We start from the raw sequence: 18,748 nt of genomic DNA, 5'->3' as shown, positions 1-18,748 counted from the left end.
CGCCGCGCAGCGGGGGTGCACCCGCGAAGACCCGGCCGGCCAGGCCTATGCCTCCCCGGCGTCCCCCTTCCGCCGCTCGGCCCGGTGCAGCAGCAGCGCCGCGAGAGTGCCGCCGAGGAGCACCACGGCCGCTCCCGCCAACTGGCTGGTCCGCAGCCCCGAGGCGAACGCGTCCAGCACGTCCGCCCGCTCCCCCTCCGTGCGGGCGTCCGCCAGGGCTGCCGGAAGGGATCCCGCGCCGGCGAGGCCCACCGGGAGCAGGGCGGTGAAACGGGAGTTCATCACGGCGCCCAGGACGGCCACCCCGAGGCTGCCGCCGAGTTCGGACATGGTGCCGTCGATCCCGGCCCCGGCCCCGGCCTTCTCCGGCGGAATCGCCCCCATGATGGCCTCGGCGATGGCCGGGTTGGCGAGCGCGCATCCCGCGCCCATGAGGACGAGGCCGGCCAGCAGCACCCCGTAGCTCTCCGCCGGGAAGGCCCCGACGACCGCGAACCCGCCCGCCAGCGTCCCCACACCGAGGGCGATGGCGAGCGGCAGCCCGAGCCGGCGCAGCAGCCGGGTCGAGATCCCGGTGAAGTTCAGGGCGACCACCGTGAGCGCGAACGGCGCCGTCCGCAGGCCCGCCTCCAGCGGGGTGTAGCCGCGGACGAACTGGAGCTGCTGGGTGAGCAGGAAGAGCGCACCGGCGCTGCCGAAGGTGATGAGGACGACGCCCACGACGGCCCCCACGAACCGGCGGTCGCGGAAGAAGGCAAGGTCCAGCATGGGGTGCGGGACACGGCTCTCCCAGAGGGCGAAGGCACCGAGGACGAGCACTCCGCCCAGGGCCGGCAGCAGCACCCGGCCCGTGCCCCAGCCGTGCTCGGGCCCCGAGACGACCGCGAAGACAACCGCGGCCATGCCGAGGGTCGACAGCAGCGCGCCGAGCAGGTCGGGCCGCTGCCCGGCCGCGCTCTTCGACTCGGGCACCAGCGCCCAGGCCGCGACGAGGCCGAGCAGCACCACCGGGATGTTGACCAGGAAGATCGCCCCCCACCAGAAGTGGGCGAGCATCACACCACCGAGCAGGGGGCCGGCGGCGAAGCCCAGGGCGTTCACCGCGGCCCACACCCCGATCGCCCGCAGCCGCTCCTCGGCGTCGAAGATCTGCATGACGACGGCGAGGGTGGTGGTCAGCAGCAGGGCGCCGCCGACGCCCATGCCCGCACGGGCCGCGATCAACTCGCCGGTGGAATCGGCCAGCCCGGCCGCCAGCGAGCCCACACCGAACAGCGCGAGGCCGACGAGCAGCATCTTCTTACGGCCGTAGCGGTCGGCGGCGCTGCCCCCGGCGAGCAGCAGCCCGGACTGCACGAGCGAGTAGGCGTTGATCATCCACTGGACGTCCGCGGTGCTCGCGCCCAGATCCCGGGTGAGGGACGGGACCGCCACGTTCAGGACGGTGTTGTCCAGCAGCACGGTGAGCTGCGCCAGGCAGATCACCGCGAGGACCAGCCACCGGGTGGGGAGCCGGGCCCCGGTCGTGGTCCCGGTGGTGCCCGTGGTCACCGTCACGGCCGGGACCGCGGGGCGAAGCGGGCGAGGGGATTGGTCAGGTCACCCACCAGTTGCAGGGCGGCCGAGGGGTCCGCCAGGTCGACCATCTGCTGGTTGTCGCGCAGCTGCAGCCGGTTCAGGCACGACAGCGCGAACCGCTCCGCGAACAGGTCGTACTGCTCGAACTTCCCGGCCAGGTGCGGGACGGACGCCTGGTAGTCGTGGACGCACTCGGCGACGGTCCGCCAGAAGGCCTCCTCCTCCAGGACGCCCTCGGTGGCCAGGATGCCGTTGAGGTAGCGGAAGAAGCAGTCGAAGACATCGGTGAAGATCGACAGGAGCTTCATGTCCTCGGGCACCTCGGCCCGCACGCGCCGGACCTCCGGCGGCAGGGCGGCGTCCGGGTCCATCACGACGATCTCCTCGGCGATGTCCTTGAAGATCACCCGCTCGACCGTGCCGCCGTCCAGGACCAGGATGACGTTCTCGCCGTGCGGCATGAAGGCCAGGTCATAGGCGTAGAAGCTGTGCAGCAGCGGCGTCAGGTACGCGTCGAGGTAGCGCCGCAGCCACACCTCGGGCGCGAGCCCCGACTGCTCGATCAGGGCGGCCGCCAGCGAACGGCCCTCGTGGTCGGTGTGGAGCAGAGCGGCCATGGTGGCCAGACGCCGGCCCGGTTCGAGACCGGCGACGGGGCTCTCGCGCCACAGTGCGGCGAGCATCTTGCGGTAGGGGGAGTGGCGGTCGGTGGCGGCTTCGTACTGGCGGTGGTGGTAGCCGACGGCCGCCCGCTCGCGGATGACCGACAGGCCCGTCCGGCGCAGGATCTCGTCGTGGTCGACGAGGTGGGCGAGCCAGTCGTTGATGGCCGGGGTCGCCTCCATGTACGCCGCCGACAGGCCCCGCATGAAGCCCATGTTCAGCACCGACAGGGCCGTCTTCACATAGTGCTTGGACGGGGCGCTGGTGTTGAAGAAGGTACGCACCGACTGCTGGGCGAGGTAGTCGTCGTCGCCGGGGCCGAGACAGACCAGGCGCTGCCGGGCGAGCTCGGCGGCGAAGGTCACCGACAGCTTGTTCCACCACTGCCAGGGGTGCACCGGGATGAGGTGGTAGTCGGCCAGGTCCAGACCGAGGCCGGACATGGTGTCACCGAACCGGGCGAGGGCCGGCTCGCCCAGCTCCGCGCGCATCAGGGCGTCGTAGTCGAGGCCCGCGCCCGCGCTGAAGGTGGAGTGGTCGCGGTGGGCGGCCAGCCAGATCAGCCGGACGCGGCTCGCGGTCTCGGGGGCGTACGCGTGGTACTCGTGCACGCCGAAGCCGAGCCTGCCGTTGTTGGCGACGAAGCCGGGGTGGCCCTCGGTCATCCCGGTCTCGATCGTCTGGAAGTCCGCCCCGGCCAGTTCGGCGGCCGTGATCCGCGGCTTGCCGAGCTTGTAGGCCGTGCCCGCCAGGGTGGAGCTGATCTCCTCCAGATAGACCGGGAGGATCCGCTCGGTCAGACCGAGCGTGTCGCGCAGCTCGATGTGGAAATCGAGGGCGTCCAGCGGGAGTTCGGCGTCACCGCGGTGCCGGGTGATGCTGTCGGCGTCGATGTGCCAGTGATCGAGGGCCAGCAGACGGGCGGCGAAGCGGTACTCGACCGACCCGTCGTCGCCGCGTACGACGTAGCGGCCGTCCGGGGTCCGCTCGGGGGTGAGCAGTCGTTCGTGGGAGAACTCGGCGAGTGCCTTGCGGAGCAGCTGCCGGTTGGCGCGGTCCCAGGCGTCCGGGGTCAGATGCGAGACGGCTTCACGGGGGTTCACGCGGTCACTCCTCGGGTGGCGGCCGGTTCGGTGGCACGCAGGAACCGGTCACGGGTGCAGATGCTCAGCAGCGCGTCCTTCTCGGGCTTCGAGATCGTGCGCAGGGCCTCGAAGCCGACGGCGGCGTTGAGCGTGTGGACGGCGGTGTTGCGGATGTCGGGTTCGACCACGACGCGCCGGGTCGCCGGGTCGGCGAAGAGCCACGCCATGACGGTGGTGAGCACGGCACGGGTGAAGCCGTGCACCGGGGTGTCGGCCGGCGCGCACAGGAAGTGCATGCCCACGTCGCCGGGTCGCGGTGTGTACAGGCCCACCAGCTCGACCCGGGCGGGGTCGTAGCGTTCGGCCAGGAAGGCGGGGCGGCCGTTCCGCAGCCCGATGAAGGCATCGTGGTGCGGATGCTCGGTGATCTCGCGGTACGCCTGGGCGACCTCGGCCACGTCGGCGTCCTGCATCATCCAGAACGACGCCTTGGGGTGGGTCACCCAGCCGTGCACCAGCGCGGCGTCGGCGGCCGGGTCGAGCGGGCGCAGGGTGAATTCACCGAGCCGCTCGTCGGTACGGGTGAAGACGGTCTCGTTCATCGGACGACACCCTCCGGCGCCCCGAACTCCTGGAAGGCGATGGACTTCTCCACGGGGTAGTGCTCGCGGCCGAGCAGCTCCCGGATGATCCAGGAGTTGCGGTACGGGCCCATGCCCAGGTCGGGGGAGGTGATGCTGTGCGTGTGGGTACCGGCGTTCTGCAGGAAGACACCGCGTCCGGTGACGTCGATGCTGTAGTTGCGGGCGACGTCGAAGCGCCCGTGCCCGTCCCAGCGGATCCGGTCGTGCAGCGGCTCGAGGAAGGCCGGCGGGCGGTAGCGGTAGCCGGTGGCCAGGACGAGGCCCTCGGTGGTGAGCGAGAAGTCCCGCTCCTGCTCCACCTGGCGCAGACCGAGGGTGTACGCCCCGGCCGCCTCGTCGTAGGTGGCGCTCTCCAGCGCGGTGTTGGTCATCAGCCGGGTGGGGACCGGGCCCGTGACGCTCTTCTGGTACAGCAGATCGAAGATGTTGTTGATCAGCTCCGCGTCGATGCCCTTGAACAGGCTCTTCTGCTCGGCCTCGATCCGGTACCGGGTGTCTTCCGGGAGCGCGTGGAAGTAGTCCACGTACTCCGGGGACGTCATCTCCAGCGTGAGCTTGGTGTACTCCAGCGGGAAGAAGCGCGGGGACCGGGTGACCCAGTTCAGCCGGTAGCCGTGGGTGTCCGCGTCGCCCAGCAGGTCGTAGTAGATCTCGGCCGCGCTCTGCCCGCTGCCGACGACGGTGATGCTCTCCTTGCGCTGCAGCTTCGCCTTGCCCTCCAGGTAGCCGGAGTTGTGCAGGAAGTCTCCGCCCAGGTCCTGGCACGCGTCGGGGACGTACGGCGGGGTGCCCGTGCCGAGTACGAGGTGCCGAGCGCGGTGCGTCGTGCTCTCGCCGGTGGCGGTCTTGACCGCGTGGACGGTGTAGAGGCCGTCGCCCTCGTCGTACTCGACGGAGGTCACCTCATGGCCGAACCGGACGCTGCGGAGCTTGGCCGCGGCCCAACGGCAGTAGTCGTTGTACTCACTGCGTACGGGATAGAAGATCTCGCGTATGTAGAAGGAGTACAGCCGTCCGGATTCCTTGAGGTAACTGAGGAAGGAGTACGGGGAGGTGGGGTCGGCCAGTGTGACGAGGTCGGCCATGAAGGGGGTCTGCAGCGTGGCGGAGTCCAGCAGCATCCCCGGGTGCCAGTCGAAGTCGGGCTTGCTCTCCAGGAAGAGGCCGTCGAGTTCGTCGAGCGGTTCGGTCAGACAGGCGAGGCCCAGATTGTAGGGGCCCAGCCCGATGGCGATGAAGTCATGCGTGGACATGGGGATCTCCGTGCGGGGGGAAGAACAGGCAGGCAGGCGGGGGAGGGGGTGTTCAGCCGGCGCGGTGGCGGAGCTCGGGGGCGAGCCGCTCGTTCACGTACCGGCCGGCGTGCTCGGCGAGGAGGTCGAGGACGTGGGCGATGTCGTCCAGCGAGGTCTCCGGGTTGAGCAGGGTGAATTTGAGGTAGTGACGGCCGTCGACCTTGGTGCCGGCCACGACGGCCTCGCCGGAGGCGGCCAGTGCCTCACGGGCGAACAGATTGGCCCCGTCGGCCAGGTCCCGGGCCGGGCCCTCCGGCGGCAGGTAGCGGAAGACGACGGTGCTCAGCTGGGATTTGGTGACGACCTCGAAGCGCGGGTCGTCGGTGAGCAGTTCCCAGGCCTCGGCGGCGCGGTCGATGACCTCGTCGAAGAGCGCGCCGACGGCGTCGGCGCCCATGATGCGCAGCGTCAGCCACAGCTTGAGCGCGTCGAAGCGGCGGGTGGTCTGGATGCTCTTGTCGACCTGGTTGGGGATGCGCTGCTCGGCCATCCGGGCCGGGTTGAGGTAGTCGGCGTAGTAGGTCGCGTGCCGCAGCACGGCCCGGTCGCGCACCAGGACCGCGCTGGAGCTGACGGGCTGGAAGAAGGACTTGTGGTAGTCGACGGTCACGGAGTCCGCGCGCTCGATGCCGTCGAGCAGATGGCGGCGGGTGGGGGAGACGAGCAGTCCGCAGCCGTAGGCCGCGTCCACGTGCAGCCACAGTCCGGCCCAGTCGCACAGATCGGCGATCTTGGGGAGGGGGTCGATGGAACCGAAGTCGGTGGTGCCCGCCGTGGCGACGACGGCCATGACGATGAGGTCGTCGGCGTGGCAGCGTTCGATCTCGCGGGCGAGGGCGGCCGGCCGCATGCGCCGCTCGGGGCCGGTGCCGACGGCGATGACCGCGTCCTGGCCGAGGCCGAGCAGTTTCGCCGACTTCTGCACGCTGAAGTGACTGGCCTCGGATGTGAGAATGCGCAGCCGCGGCAGGATGTCGTGCCGGGCGAGCGGGGTCGCTGAGTTCTTGGCGGCGAGTGCGCAGGCCTCGTCGCGGGCGAGCAGCAGCGCCTGGAAGTTGGACTGGGTGCCGCCGCTGGTGAAGATGCCGTCGGCGTCCTGGCCGAGGCCGATGCGTTCGGCCGTCCAGTCGATCAGGCGGCGCTCGATGAGCGTGCCACCCGCGCTCTGGTCCCAGGTGTCGAGCGAGGAGTTGACGGCGGTGAGTACCGCCTCGCCGAGCAGGGCCGGAATCACCACCGGGCAGTTGAGGTGCGCGAGATAGCGCGGGTGGTGGAAGTAGACGGCGTCGCGCAGATAGACGTCCTCGAGTTCGTCGAGGGCGGCCGTGGGGTCGTTCAGGGGCTGTTCCAGGTCGATCCGGTCGATTTCGGACGCGAGCCGGGTGGGGGATATCCCGGTGAACGGCCGCTCGGTGCCGGCGATGCGGGCGGCCACCCGGTCGACGCCGTCGGCGAGTGAGCGCCGGTAGTTCTCCACCGTGCGGTGGTTGAAGAGGTGCGGACTGGCGCCCGCCGCCCCGGCCCCCGGGGCCTGTGTCCCGGCTCCTGCCGAAGGGGCTTCGGCGATGTGCCCCTGGAAACTCATGATCTGTCCTTCCGGTCACGAACGTGATCGACTTAGGTAAGGCTAACCTAACTTACTTCGAGGTTGTGAAGCGTCGGTCGTGCGGTGAGCTGGTCTTTTGGGTGGCGCGGGGGGATGTTGCACACGCGAGGGGTGTGCGCCCGGAGATGGCGACGTGGATGCGGAACCCGGGAGTCGACTTAGGTTAACCTAACCTAAGTTTCGTCCTGGGCGGGTGCTGCCGCACCGCTCGCCGACCGCATCCCGGCCCCCGTGCGTCCGCGCTCAAGCAGCCCCGGATTCAGGGCAGTTCGGTGACCGGGCGCGGTCCCGTGGGTAGCCGACATTCCGGCCGCACCCGCCGCCCCGCCGACACCGGCGGGGCCGTACCGGCGCATGGCGCCAAGGAGACAATGTGAGCATCGAGGTCTACCGGGACGCTTGGGGGATCCCGCATCTGCGGGCCGACAGCGCCACCGCACTCGTCTTCGCCCAGGGCCGCACCACCGCCGTGGACCGGGCCTGGCAGCTCGAGGTCGAACGACACCGGTCACAGGGCAGCACCGCTGCCTTTCTGGGCGCGGACGCCATCGGCTGGGACCGGTTCGCCCGGCAGGCCCGGCTGGACGACACCGCCCGGCGCTGCTTCCAGGGCCTCGACGAGGACACCGCCGCCTGGGTCACGGCCTACGTCGACGGGGTCAACACCGGCCTCGCCGAAGGGGCTCGGCGGGCGGGGGAGTTCACCACGACCGGGCTCGCTCCGGGGGTGTGGGAGCCGTGGACGCCGCTGGCGGTCTGGCTGTCCCACCACATCCTCTTCGCCGGATTTCCCGCCAAGCTCTGGCGCGAGGAGGTCGCCCGCCTGCTCGGCCCCGGGATGACCGGGCTGTTCGCCACCGACGGCCCCGCCGGCTCGGGGAGCAACGGCTGGCTGGTCACCGGCGACCGCACGGTCACCGGGGCCCCGCTCATCGGCGGCGACCCGCACCGGTTCATCGAGGACCCCGGCATCTACCAGCAGATCCACCTGGCGTGCCCGGAGTACGACGTGGTCGGACTGGCCGTCCCGGGCGTCCCCGGCATCGCCCACTTCGGCCACACCGGCGGCGTGGCCTGGGCGATCACCAACGCCATGGCCGACTACCAGGACCTCTACGAGGAACGGCTGCGCCGCCGCGGAACGGACGTCGAGGTGCTCGGCCCGCACGGCTGGCGGCCCGCCGCGGTGCACATCGAGACCATCGACGTCGCCGGGGGAGACCCAGTCGAGGTGGAGGTGATCGAGACCGAGCGCGGCCTGGTCGTGATCGGCGGCCCGGACGACGCCCGTGCCATCAGCCTCCGCTGCCCGCCACGGGTCCGCGGGGACCTCGGCTTCGGTACGCTGCCCGCGCTGCTGCGGGCCACCACCGTCGCCGACGTGGACCGCGCCTTCGACCAGTGGGCGGAGCCGGTCAACGTCGTACAGGCCGCGGACACCGAAGGCGGACTGCTGCACCGCGTCGCGGGCCGGGTCCCGCTGCGGCACCCGGACAACCGGCTGCGTGTCGTGCCGGCATGGGTGCCCGGTCACGATTGGCAGGGATGGCACGAGCCGATGCCGCGCGCGGTGGTCGACGACATCGCGGTCATGGCGAACGAACGGAGCCTGGCGGCACCCCTGGGCACCGAGTTCGCCCCGCCGCACCGGGCTGACCGGATACGTCACCTGCTGGAGGCGTCCACGTCCTGGTCCGCCGAGGACATGGCGGCCGTCCACACCGACACCCTGCTGGCCTCGGCCCGGCCCCTGCTGGACCTGCTGGCCGAACTGGGCGGGCTGAGCGACGAAGCCCTCCGGCTGCGGGAGCGGCTGCTGCGCTGGGACCGCAGGATGGAGGCCGACAGCACGGACGCCGGAGCGTACGCCGCCGTCCGGGCGACGGTGGTGCGACGGCTGGCCGCTCACCCGGCACTGGCCGAACTGTCCGGGCCCGCCCCGTACCCGGACCTGTTCCTGCCGTGGCTCGCCCTCGTCCCCCGGGTCGCGTTCGCGCTGGAGCACCTGCTGAACGATGACGTGCTGCCCGGCGTCGACAGGGCCGAACTCCTGCGCGCGGCCGTCGAAGAGGTGGCCTCCGCGGCGGACGTCCCCGCGTCATGGGGGACGACGCATCGGCTCGCACCGTGGCAGTCACTGCCCGGTGAGGAACCCGGAGGATGGCCGGGGCTCTCCGGTGACCACGACTGTGTGCTGTCCACCTCCAGCGTCCCCGGTGTCACCGACCTCAGCGCGCGCGGTCCCGCGGCGCGCTACGTCTGGGACCTCGCGCGGCGTGAGGACAGCCGGTGGGTGGTCCCCTTCGGGGCCAGCGGCGTACCCGGCGACGCCCACCACCGGGACCAACTGCCCCTGTGGCTGCGGGGAGAACTCCTCCCCGTGGTCACCGACTGGAACCTTCTGACCGAGGAGCGACATGATTTCTGAGACCCCCACCCACCGGACGGCCGTGCACGAGCAGGTGGTCGAGGGTTTCGGCACGGTACGTGTCGTCCCTGTGCACCCCCGGGCCGACCTCGATGTGATCCACGCGTGGGTCGGTCAGGAGCGGGCACGTTTTTGGGGCATGCGGGAGGCGGACCGCGAGCGGGTCCTGGAGATCTACGAATACCTGGATTCCCTCCCCACCCACCACGCCTATCTCCTCCACCGGGACGGTCGGCCCGTCGCGCTCTTCCAGACCTACGAACCGGAGTCGGACCCGGTCGGCGCGTGCTACGACGTACAGCCCGGCGACTTCGGAATCCACCTCCTGATCGGCCCCGCCGAGGGCGAGCCGGAGCGGGGCTTCACCGACACCCTCCTCTCCGTGTTCCTCACCTTCGTCCTGGCGGACCCCGGCAGGCGACGGATCGTGGCCGAACCGGACGCCCGTAACGCCAAGGCCATCGCCCGTCTCACGCGGGCGGGCTTCGTGCCCGGACCCGAGATCGACCTTCCCGAGAAGCGGGCACGGCTGGTTTTTCTGAGCCGTGACACCTTCCTGGGCCGCGACGGAGGATGAAGCCGACGGCTTCCGGGCACCGCACCCGGATCCACAAACACCGCTACGGGGGGATGGTCGTCAGCGGGGTCGCGGACCGGGTGTCCGAGCGGGTGGATTCGCAGGAGCCGGCCCGCCCCGCCGGCCGGCCGTAGCGGACGCCCGGGGCGGAGGGCTCCCGCCCGGCCCCGGGCGGGAGTCCTCCGCTCACGGGCGCGACGAAGTGCCGGTCAGGCGCACCGTGCTGAGAATCTTCCGTACCGTCGCGTCCGGAACCTCCTCCTTCACGCCCTTCACGCCGTGGAACGTCCAGGACACGAAGTCACCCTTGGAGTCCTTGAAGGCGAACGTGGTGCCCTTGCCGTCGGTATCGCACTTGCCCTTCTTCCCGACACCGGAGGACGTGGCCGTCGCCACGCTGCCGGTGATGCCGGACGCCGTGGTGAAGGATTCCACGGCACCGGGCTTGACCTTGGACCGGTCCGGCTGGGCGTAACCGCCGTAGATCCACTGGCTCACATTGAGGCGGGCGGCCTCCTCGGTGCTCTTGGCACCGTTCTCACCACGGGAGCCGGCGGCGGCGATCGGGGTGTTCTCGGTGGTGCCGTTCCTGTCCTCGTCGGACGTGCACCACTCCTCCTCCAGTACCGCCGGGGCCAGGAAGCCGACGAGGGGGGTGTCCTCCGGGTCCTTGTTGTCGGAGACGTAGCTGGCCCAGTCGGGATCCTTGCGCTGCCAGTTCGCGGGAACGTCGAAGGCGATACCGCGCTTGGGGTTCACCACGACCTTCCAGCCGGGAACCACCGGCTTGGGCTCGTCACCGCGGCGTCCGTCGTCGCCACCCGTGGGCGTCGGCCCGGATGTCCCGGGCGAGGCGGACCCGGTCGGTCCGGGGCTCGCCGCGTCGTCCTTGTCACCGCCCAGGACCAGAAATCCGGTGACGCCGGCGGCGATGACGACAGCGGTCGCCACGGCGACGGCGATGACCGTCGTGCTCTTCCCACCGCCGCGCGGCGGCGGTGCCGCGGCCGGGGTGGCCGGGGCGATCCACGGCGGCGCCTGCTGCGGCTCCCGGTACGGGTTCGGCTGCGTGGGCTGCTCGTGCGGATTCGGCTGTCGGTACGGATTCGCTTGCGGGTCCTGCGGGTTCTGTGCGCCCCCGGCAGGTGTCTGTCCTGGCCACATGACGAGTCACCCTATGCGGGGGCCGTCCGACAGGGCGCGTCAGGGCCCGTCAGCCGGGCGGCGTCGCTTCGTGGTGACGGCGAGGGGCGCCGGGGCGGCGCACCAGGAAAACGGTGCCTTCATCGCTGACGCGGCCGCGCGGAGGGAGACTGATACCGGGCGGCCGTCCGGCCGCCGCGAGCGCGTGGAATGAGACGGCATGCAACACCAGACGGTGAAGGACGTGATGACCCAAGAGGTCGTCAGGGTGGTACCCGAAACGGGCTTCCGCGAGATCGTGACCCTGCTGACCGAGTTCGACATCACCGCCGTCCCCGTCGTGGACGTCGACGACCGGCCCGTAGGAGTGGTGTCCGAGGCGGACCTGATGCGTACTCAGGTGGCCCAGGACGACACGGAATCCGATCTGCCGGCCCCACCGCCCGGCCCCGCGGCGGTCACGGCCGGGCAGCTGATGACCAGCCCCGCGGTGTGCACCACACCGGACGTGAGTGTGGTGGCCGCCGCGCGCGTGATGGCCGGCCGGCACGTCAAGCGGCTGCCGGTGGTGGACGGCCACGGACGACTGGTCGGCATGGTCAGCCGGGGCGACCTGCTGAGGGTGTTCCTCCGCGACGACAAGGCCATCCGCACCGAGATCGTCGAGGAGGTGCTCGACGACGTGACCGGCGTCAGCCCCGCCGCCGTGGGCGTCGAGGTGGAGCAGGGGCTGGTGGTGCTCAGCGGCACGATCGAGCCGCCCGAACTCGTCCCTCTGGTGTTGCGCCTGTGCCGCGCGGTCGACGGCGTCGTGTCGGTCACCGACCGCACGAACGGGGCGCTCGCCCGGGCGGAGGCCGCTTCCGAGTCCTGACCCAGTCCCTCACTCGTGAGGGGCGACCGCCACGGGGCACGGAGCGTGATGGAGGGCGGACTGCAGTACGGGGCCGATGCGCTGCCCCAGGGCGGTGCGGTGCCCCTGCCGACGCCCCATGACGAGCAGCCCGGCCCCGGCCGCCGCCTTGATGATCACCCGGGTGGGGCTCTCCAGGTGCACGCTCTCCTTCACCTCCACCCCCGGGAACTTCTCCCGCCACGGACGCAGCGCGTCACCGAGCAGCTTGCGCGCGTCACGCGTCAGGTCCTCCACCACGTCGGGGTCCATGCCCCAGGGGGCGTATGCCTGCACAGGAAGCTTTCCCGCGTGGACGGCGTGCAGCGGGACACCGCGGCGGGCGGCGTTCGTGAAGGCGAACTCCAGGAGACGGTCGCACGGGCCCTGCAGGTTCAGGCCCACGACCACGTCACCGTCGGCGGCCGGGGGAGTCGCCTGTGCCGCCGTGTCCGCCGTGTCCTCCTGAGCACGGACGAGCACCACGGGGGTGTCGGTGTGCGCCACCACGTGCAGGCCGATGTCGCCGAGGAAGAAGGCGGCGACAGGCCCCATGCCCCGGGAGCCGAGGACGAGCAGGTCCGACTCCGCGGCGGCGGCCAGCAGTGCCGGGGCGGGGTCCTCCGCCACCAGTTCCTCGGTGACGGGAAGCTCCGGGTAGAGCTGGTGGACCTCCCGTTGAGCATCGTCGACGATCTTCTTCGACCAGTAGTCCCGGTCGCTCTCGGCCGTGGTCTTCTCCCCCGCGGCGGAGAGCAGGACCCACGCGTGGAGCATGCGCAGTGGGCAGCCGCGCAGCCGCGCCTCCTGCGCCGCCCACAGGGCGGCGGAGCGACTCTCCGGAGAACCGTCGAGCCCTACGGTGATGACGGGGTCCATGACGAGTGCCTCCATCTCCTCGGGATCACTTCGGCGTCCCTCCGGGCGGGAACCGGACGAGAGGACTCGGGGTTCCTCCCCCCTCCCATCATGCGGCGGTCGGCGGCGGCCCGCTCAGGGGCGGCCCGCTCAGGGATCCCTCGCACCCCGGGCCCCGGAGTGCGACCGTGGTGATGAGGCCTTTGCGGCGATCGCGGAGAGTTGGTGGAATCATGGAGATTCCGGTGGTCGTAGGGGTGGACGGGTCGGAAACCGGGCTGCGGGCGGTGGACTGGGCCGGGGAGGAGGCGCTGCGTTTGGGCCTGCCCCTGCGCATGGTCTATGCCTCTTTGTGGGAGCGCTACGAGGGCGGTGGGCCCCCGGATCCGGAGCGCCCCTCCGAACGGGTCCTCGCCGATCACATCGTCTCGGCCGCGATGGAACGCGCCCGTCGGCAGGCCCCCGAGATACGCATCTCCTCGCTGATCCGGCCGCAGGACGCCGTGACGGCCCTCCTGGAGGAAGCCCGCTCGGCCACCATGGTCGTCGTCGGCTCGCGGGGCCGGGGCGGGCTCGCCGGGCTGCTCCTGGGCTCGGTGAGCCTGTCGCTGGCGGGCCGGTCCCACTGCCCGGTGGTGGTGGTCCGCGCGCGGCCCGACCCCGCCACGGAAGCGCGCGGGGTGGTGGTCGGGGTCGGCGGTGCCGCAGAGAGCGGGCAGGCCCTCCGGTTCGCCTTCCGCGAGGCGGAGACCCGCCGATGCCGACTGGTCGCGATCCGGGCCTGGCGCTCCCCGATGCACCGCCCCATGGGCAATCCCCTCTTCACGGGCGATCCGGTGGCCGCGCACCAGCGGGAGGCCGCGGACATCCTGGACGACGCCCTCGCGGGCTTCGAGCGCAGCCATCCCGACGTGGACGTGCACCGCGAGACCGTGGAGGGATCCGCGCACCACGCGCTGCTGGAGGTGGCCGCCACCGCGGAACTCCTGGTCGTCGGCGCGCGGCGGCTGTCCGGGCACGGCGGTCTTCAGCTCGGTCGGAGCAACCACGCCGTCCTGCATCACGCGCCCTGCCCCGTCGCCGTCGTCCCCGAGAGGGTGTGACGGGCGCCGGCCGCGGGGGCACCGCCCGGTCCCGGGGTGCCGTATCCGCCGCCGCCCGGCGTCCGGACCACCAGCACATCGCCGGTCCCCACCTCGACGGAGTCGCACCCGGCCATCGGCACCGTGCTGCCGTCGGCGCGCTCCACGTGGCTCGCGCCCAGGGCACCCGAAGAGCCGCCGGCCATGCCGTAGGGCGGCACCCGGCGGTGACCGGAGAGCACGCTCACCGTCATCGGCCGAAGGAAGCGGATCCTGCGCACGGCGCCGTCGCCGCCGCGCCACCGCCCCGCACCACCACTGCCGTGCCGCACGGTGAAGTCCTCCAGCAGCACGGGGAGACGCCATTCGAGGACCTCGGGGTCGGTCAGCCGTGAATTGGTCATATGGGTCTGCACCACGGACGCGCCGTCGAACCCCTGGCCCGCGCCGGAGCCGGAGGCGACGGTCTCGTAGTACTGGTGGTGCTCGTCGCCGAAGGTGACGTTGTTCATGGTGCCGGAGCCCTCGGCCTGCACGCCCATGGCGGCGTAGAGCGCTCCGGTGATGGCCTGGGACGTCTCGACGTTGCCCGCGACCACCGCGGCCGGGTGGACCGGTGCCAGCATCGAGCCCGGCGGGATCACGATGCGCAAGGGACGCAGACAGCCGTCGTTGAGGGGAATGTCGTCGGCGACGAGGGTCCGGAAGACATAGAGCACGGCGGCCGTCACCACCGAACTGGGTGCGTTGAGGTTCGTGTCCAGCTGAGATGACGTCCCCGTGAAGTCCACCGTCGCCGTGCGGTGTTCGCGGTCCACCGAGACACGCACGGCGATGACCGCACCGGAGTCCGTCTCGTAGCGGTACGCGCCGTCGTCGAGCGCGTCGACGACCCGGCGCACGGCCTCCTCCGCGTTGTCCTGGACGTGGCGCATATAGGCCTGCACCACGTCCGGGCCGAAGTGGCCTATCATCTTGCCGACCTCCTCCACGCCCTTGCGGTTGGCGGCGATCTGGGCGCGCAGGTCGGCGAGATTGGTGGCCGGGTCGCGGGACGGGTAGGGCGCCCGCGTCAGCAGCCGCAGCGTCTCCGCCTCCCGCAGGACGCCGTTCTCGACGAGCAGCCAATTGTCGAACAGCACCCCCTCCTCGTGGATCTCACGGCTGTTCGCCGGCATGGAACCGGGCGTCAGCCCGCCGATCTCCGCGTGGTGACCGCGGGAGGCGACGAAGAACAGGATCCGCGCGTCCCCGGCCCCCGTCCGGCCGGCCCCGTCGTCGAAGACCGGGGTCACCACGGTCACGTCCGGCAGATGGGTGCCGCCGTGGTACGGATCGTTGACCGCGTAGGCGTCGCCGGGTTTCATGGCCCCTGCGCGGCGGCGGATGACTTCCTTGACGGTGGTGCCCATCGAACCGAGGTGCACCGGGATGTGCGGGGCGTTGGCGACGAGATTGCCGTCGGGGTCGAAGAGGGCACACGAGAAGTCGAGCCGCTCCTTGATGTTGACGGACTGCGCCGTCGACTCCAGCCGCGCGCCCATCTGCTCGGCGATGGACATGAAGAGATTGTTGAAGATCTCCAGGAGGACCGGATCGGCCGTGGTCCCGACCTCGGCCTCGGCGGGGGCCGCCACGCGTTCGACGAGCAGATGCCCCTCCGGGATGACGGCCGCGTGCCAGTCCCTCTCCACGACCGTGGTGGCGTTGGCCTCCGTGATGATCGCCGGGCCGGTCACGGACGTGCCGGGCCGCAGGCGTTCCCGGCGGTGGAGGGGGACCTCCCGCCAGGCACCGTCGGTGAAGAGCGACGCGGTCTCCTCGGCCGTGTCCTCCCCGATGGGACCGCCGAGGCCACCGAGATCGGGCTGCGGCGTGAGGCCGGTCGCCTCGACGGACACGGACTCGACGACGACCGGGCGGTCCATGAGGAAGGAGTACATCGCCCGGTGGCTCGTCTCGAACGCCGCGGTCATGCCGGCCGGGTCGGTGAGCTCGACCGGCACGGTGGTGTCGGTGCCGTCGTAGCGCAGTCGCGCGCGCCGCGTGATCCGGACGCGCTCGGCGGGGACGTCCTCGTCGAGGAGTTCGGCGCGCGCCGCCGACTCCAGCTCCCCGGCGACCGCGGTGATCCGCTCCATGTGTGCCCCGTCGAGCGGCACCTCCACCGACTGCTCGCGCATCGCCGTGGTGTCGGCGAGGCCGATGCCGAGCGCGGAGAGCACACCGGCCATCGGCGGCACGAGGACCGTGCGGACCCCGAGCGAGTCGGCCACCGCGCACGCGTGCTGGCCGCCCGCGCCACCGAAGGTGGTCAGCGCGTACCGCGTGATGTCGTGGCCCTTCTGGACGGAGATGCGTTTGATCGCGCTGCCGATGTTCGCCACGGCGATCCGCAGATACCCCTCGGCGACCTGCTCGGGCGAACGACGGTCGCCGGTACGCGCGCTGATGTCCTCGGCCAGCTCGGTGAACCGCCGCCGCACGATCTCACGGTCCAGGGACAGGTCGCCGTCCGGCCCGAACACATGGGGGAAGTGCGCGGGCTGGATCCTGCCGAGCATCACGTTGGCGTCGGTGACGGTCAGCGGGCCGCCGCCGCGGTAGCAGGCGGGCCCCGGGGCGGCACCGGCCGAGTCCGGGCCCACCCGGTAGCGGCTGCCGTCGAAGCGCAGGACCGACCCGCCGCCGGCCGCCACGGTGTGGATGTCCAGCATGGGGGCCCGCAGCCGGACACCCGCCACCTGCGTGGTGAACACCCGCTCGTACTCGCCCGCGAAGTGCGACACGTCGGTGGACGTGCCGCCCATGTCGAAGCCGATCACCTTCTCGAAGCCCGCCAGCCGCGACATGCGCACCATGCCGACGATGCCGCCGGCCGGACCGGACAGGACCGCGTCCTTGCCGCGGAAGTGTCCCGCTTCGGCGAGGCCGCCGTTGGACTGCATGAACATCAGCCGCACGCCCCGCAACCGGTCGGCGACCTGCTCCACATAGCGCCGCAGGACCGGCGAGAGATAGGCGTCGACGACCGTGGTGTCCCCCCGGGGCACCAGCTTCATGAGCGGGCTGACCTCGCTGGACAGTGACACCTGCGGGAATCCGATCCGCTCGGCGAGAGCCCCGATCGCCCTCTCGTGCGCCGGGTGCAGATGGCTGTGCAGACACACCACCGCCACCGCGCGGATACCGTCGTCGTAGGCGCGCCGCAGCTCCGCGGCCAAGGGGCCGAGTTCCGGGGGACGCAGGACCGTGCCGTCCGCGGTGATGCGTTCCCCGACCTCGATCACCCGCTCGTACAGGGCCCGGGGGAGGGTGATCGCCCGGTCGAAGATCCGGGGCCGGTTCTGGTAGCCGATGCGCAGCGCGTCACCGAAGCCGCGGGTGATGACCAGTGCCGTCCGCTCGCCGCCGCGCTCCAGAAGGGCGTTGGTCGCCACGGTGGTGCCCATCCGTACGGCCTCCACCGTGCCGCTCGTGACGGCCTGGTCCTCCCGCAGGCCCAGCAGCGTGCGGATCCCGGCCACGGCGGCGTCCCGGTAGCGGGCGGGGTCCTCCGACAGGAGCTTGTGCGTCAGCAGTCGGCCGTCGGGGCGGCGCGCCACGATGTCGGTGAAGGTACCGCCACGGTCGACCCAGAACTGCCATGTCCCACCAGCGCCGTCCGTCACGTCAGCTCCCTTCACCGCCGGCCGCGTCGCGGCCCGCCACGCCCCTACCGCAGGGTGATCTCCTCGCCGATGCCCCGCTCGCGGGCGGCGGCGAGGACCAGCGCCGCGGCGGCGGCGTCCTGCACCGCCACACCCACCGATTTGTAGAGCGTGATCTGCTCCGGCGAGGTGCGCCCCGGCTTGTCGCCCGCGACGAGTTCGCCCAGTTCGGTGTGGACGTGCCCGGCGGTGATGACGCCGTCGCGGATCGGCTCCAGAAGGTCGTTGCTGCCGGTGGGGAAGGGGGCCAGCGCGGTCCGCCGCGACTCGACGCACACCAGCGCCTCGGCGACGGTGGCATCGTCGATCTCACGGCCCTTCGGGTTGTACCCGACCGAGGTGATGTGCACTCCGGGCGCCAGCCAGGGGCGGCGGACCACCGGATCCGTGCTGTGGGTGGCCGCGGCGGCGATGTCGGCGCCGTCGAGCGCCTCGGCGTAGGTCGGCACCGCCCGCACCTCGGCGTCGAGTACGGACGACAGGTCCTCGGCCAGAGCTGCCGCCTTCGCCGGGTTCCGGCCCGCCACCCGGATCTGCCGGATGGGGCGGACCCGGCACATGGCGCGGGCGTGGGAACGGGCCTGCACCCCGGTGCCCAGTACGGCCAGCACGGACGCGTCCTCGCGGGCCAACAGCCGCGCCGACAGCGCGGAGCAGGCACCGGTGCGTTCCGCGGTGATGGCCGTACCGTCCAGCAGACCCACGGGCTCACCCGTCTCCGGGTCGAACACGACGATCAGCGCCTGGTGGGTGGGCAGCGGCGTTCCCGCGTTGTGGGGAAAGAGGGAGACCAGCTTGCTCATGAGCACCCCGGCCGAGGGCACATGGCCCGGCATGGCGGCCAGCAGCGCCTCGCGCCCGGGCACCAGCGCGGCGACCCGGTCCGGCGCCGAGGCGCGGCCCGCACTGAGGTCGGCCATCGCCGACGCCAAGGTGTCGATCAACTCGTCCAGGTCGAGCAGGGTCTCGACCTGGGTGGGCCCCAGAACCAGCACACGCCTCAGCCTCCCGATTCGCCGTCCCGCCGCACGGCCGGGGCGCCGGCCCGCGGTCCGGGCCGACGCGGCCACGAACACACCGCGCCGCCGGGCACGTTCACCGTTCGTACACGTCCGAACGCGTTCGACTGTACGCGCTGTCCGCCTCGTGTCCGTGCCGCCGGGCCCCGGCCACGGCGCCGTCACCCG

13 protein-coding genes are annotated in these 18,748 nt (G+C 71.7%); 4 read left to right on the top strand and 9 right to left on the bottom strand.

Annotated elements, in window-relative coordinates; all coding sequences use genetic code 11:
• Positions 1 to 45: 45 nt before the first annotated feature.
• Genes AB8O64_RS02225 through AB8O64_RS02205 form a run of 5 tightly spaced genes read right to left on the bottom strand, consistent with a single transcriptional unit; the run spans position 46 to position 6,850 of the window.
• Positions 46 to 1,557 (bottom strand): MFS transporter, encoded by a 1,512-nt coding sequence (locus AB8O64_RS02225; protein WP_370417579.1) that lies wholly within the window; start codon positions 1,555 to 1,557, stop codon positions 46 to 48.
• Positions 1,554 to 3,344 (bottom strand): IucA/IucC family siderophore biosynthesis protein, encoded by a 1,791-nt coding sequence (locus AB8O64_RS02220; RefSeq protein ID WP_370417578.1) that lies wholly within the window; start codon positions 3,342 to 3,344, stop codon positions 1,554 to 1,556. Before AB8O64_RS02220 ends, AB8O64_RS02225 begins: the two co-directional genes overlap by 4 nt.
• Entirely contained in the window at positions 3,341 to 3,928 is a 588-nt protein-coding gene (locus AB8O64_RS02215) for a GNAT family N-acetyltransferase (RefSeq protein ID WP_370417577.1), read from the bottom strand. The genes AB8O64_RS02220 and AB8O64_RS02215 overlap by 4 nt, the downstream gene beginning before the upstream one ends.
• Positions 3,925 to 5,223: a lysine N(6)-hydroxylase/L-ornithine N(5)-oxygenase family protein gene (locus AB8O64_RS02210; RefSeq protein WP_370417576.1), complete on the bottom strand. Its 1,299-nt coding sequence runs from the start codon at positions 5,221 to 5,223 to the stop codon at positions 3,925 to 3,927. The genes AB8O64_RS02215 and AB8O64_RS02210 overlap by 4 nt, the downstream gene beginning before the upstream one ends.
• 52 nt (positions 5,224 to 5,275) lie before the next feature.
• A complete protein-coding gene (locus tag AB8O64_RS02205) occupies positions 5,276 to 6,850 on the bottom strand; it encodes an aspartate aminotransferase family protein (protein ID WP_370417575.1) in 1,575 nt (524 codons plus the stop codon).
• Positions 6,851 to 7,244: 394 nt separating this feature from the next.
• On the opposite strand from AB8O64_RS02205, the gene AB8O64_RS02200 reads away from it, so the two are divergent.
• Both AB8O64_RS02200 and AB8O64_RS02195 read left to right on the top strand, forming a co-directional pair.
• Positions 7,245 to 9,299: a penicillin acylase family protein gene (locus tag AB8O64_RS02200; protein WP_370417574.1), complete on the top strand. Its 2,055-nt coding sequence runs from the start codon at positions 7,245 to 7,247 to the stop codon at positions 9,297 to 9,299.
• Positions 9,289 to 9,876, top strand: a complete 588-nt coding sequence (locus AB8O64_RS02195; RefSeq protein WP_370417573.1) for a GNAT family N-acetyltransferase — start codon at positions 9,289 to 9,291, stop codon at positions 9,874 to 9,876. Before AB8O64_RS02200 ends, AB8O64_RS02195 begins: the two co-directional genes overlap by 11 nt.
• A gap of 186 nt (positions 9,877 to 10,062) precedes the next feature.
• Here the strand turns inward: AB8O64_RS02195 and AB8O64_RS02190 are convergent, their stop codons facing one another.
• Positions 10,063 to 11,040: a hypothetical protein gene (locus tag AB8O64_RS02190; protein ID WP_370417572.1), complete on the bottom strand. Its 978-nt coding sequence runs from the start codon at positions 11,038 to 11,040 to the stop codon at positions 10,063 to 10,065.
• Between the two features lie 199 nt (positions 11,041 to 11,239).
• Between AB8O64_RS02190 and AB8O64_RS02185 the strand changes: the two genes are divergently transcribed.
• Positions 11,240 to 11,893, top strand: a complete 654-nt coding sequence (locus AB8O64_RS02185; RefSeq protein WP_370417571.1) for a CBS domain-containing protein — start codon at positions 11,240 to 11,242, stop codon at positions 11,891 to 11,893.
• A gap of 9 nt (positions 11,894 to 11,902) precedes the next feature.
• On the opposite strand, the gene AB8O64_RS02180 is transcribed toward AB8O64_RS02185, so the two are convergent.
• Complete coding sequence (locus tag AB8O64_RS02180; protein ID WP_370417570.1) at positions 11,903 to 12,790, bottom strand: universal stress protein; 888 nt, start codon at positions 12,788 to 12,790, stop codon at positions 11,903 to 11,905.
• A gap of 212 nt (positions 12,791 to 13,002) precedes the next feature.
• Between AB8O64_RS02180 and AB8O64_RS02175 the strand changes: the two genes are divergently transcribed.
• Complete coding sequence (locus AB8O64_RS02175) at positions 13,003 to 13,872, top strand: universal stress protein (RefSeq protein ID WP_370417569.1); 870 nt, start codon at positions 13,003 to 13,005, stop codon at positions 13,870 to 13,872.
• Here the strand turns inward: AB8O64_RS02175 and AB8O64_RS02170 are convergent.
• Both AB8O64_RS02170 and AB8O64_RS02165 read right to left on the bottom strand, forming a co-directional pair.
• Positions 13,830 to 17,522, bottom strand: coding sequence for a hydantoinase B/oxoprolinase family protein (locus tag AB8O64_RS02170; RefSeq protein WP_370417568.1), 3,693 nt, complete (start codon positions 17,520 to 17,522; stop codon positions 13,830 to 13,832). The two genes, AB8O64_RS02175 and AB8O64_RS02170, sit on opposite strands and share 43 nt — an antisense overlap.
• Positions 17,523 to 17,566: 44 nt before the next feature.
• The gene (locus AB8O64_RS02165) at positions 17,567 to 18,556 is read right to left on the bottom strand and encodes an ornithine cyclodeaminase family protein (RefSeq protein WP_370417567.1); all 990 of its coding nucleotides are present in this window, start codon (positions 18,554 to 18,556) and stop codon (positions 17,567 to 17,569) included.
• Positions 18,557 to 18,748: the final 192 nt, after the last annotated feature.

This window comes from Streptomyces sp. QH1-20, assembly GCF_041283565.1.
GTDB classification, from domain to species: Bacteria; Actinomycetota; Actinomycetes; order Streptomycetales; family Streptomycetaceae; genus Streptomyces; species Streptomyces syringius.
This window is presented reverse-complemented; position numbering and strand designations above follow the sequence as displayed.

Excerpts from the sequence above, each read along its gene's own strand:
- AB8O64_RS02215 (WP_370417577.1), bottom strand. The coding sequence starts at position 3,928 with ATGAACGAGACCGTCTTCACCCGTACCGACGAGCGGCTCGGTGAATTC.
- AB8O64_RS02210 (WP_370417576.1), bottom strand. The coding sequence starts at position 5,223 with ATGTCCACGCATGACTTCATCGCCATCGGGCTGGGCCCCTACAATCTG.
- AB8O64_RS02205 (WP_370417575.1), bottom strand. The coding sequence starts at position 6,850 with ATGAGTTTCCAGGGGCACATCGCCGAAGCCCCTTCGGCAGGAGCCGGG.
- AB8O64_RS02195 (WP_370417573.1), top strand. The coding sequence starts at position 9,289 with ATGATTTCTGAGACCCCCACCCACCGGACGGCCGTGCACGAGCAGGTG.
- AB8O64_RS02190 (WP_370417572.1), bottom strand. The coding sequence starts at position 11,040 with ATGTGGCCAGGACAGACACCTGCCGGGGGCGCACAGAACCCGCAGGAC.
- AB8O64_RS02185 (WP_370417571.1), top strand. The coding sequence starts at position 11,240 with ATGCAACACCAGACGGTGAAGGACGTGATGACCCAAGAGGTCGTCAGG.
- AB8O64_RS02180 (WP_370417570.1), bottom strand. The coding sequence starts at position 12,790 with ATGGACCCCGTCATCACCGTAGGGCTCGACGGTTCTCCGGAGAGTCGC.
- AB8O64_RS02175 (WP_370417569.1), top strand. The coding sequence starts at position 13,003 with ATGGAGATTCCGGTGGTCGTAGGGGTGGACGGGTCGGAAACCGGGCTG.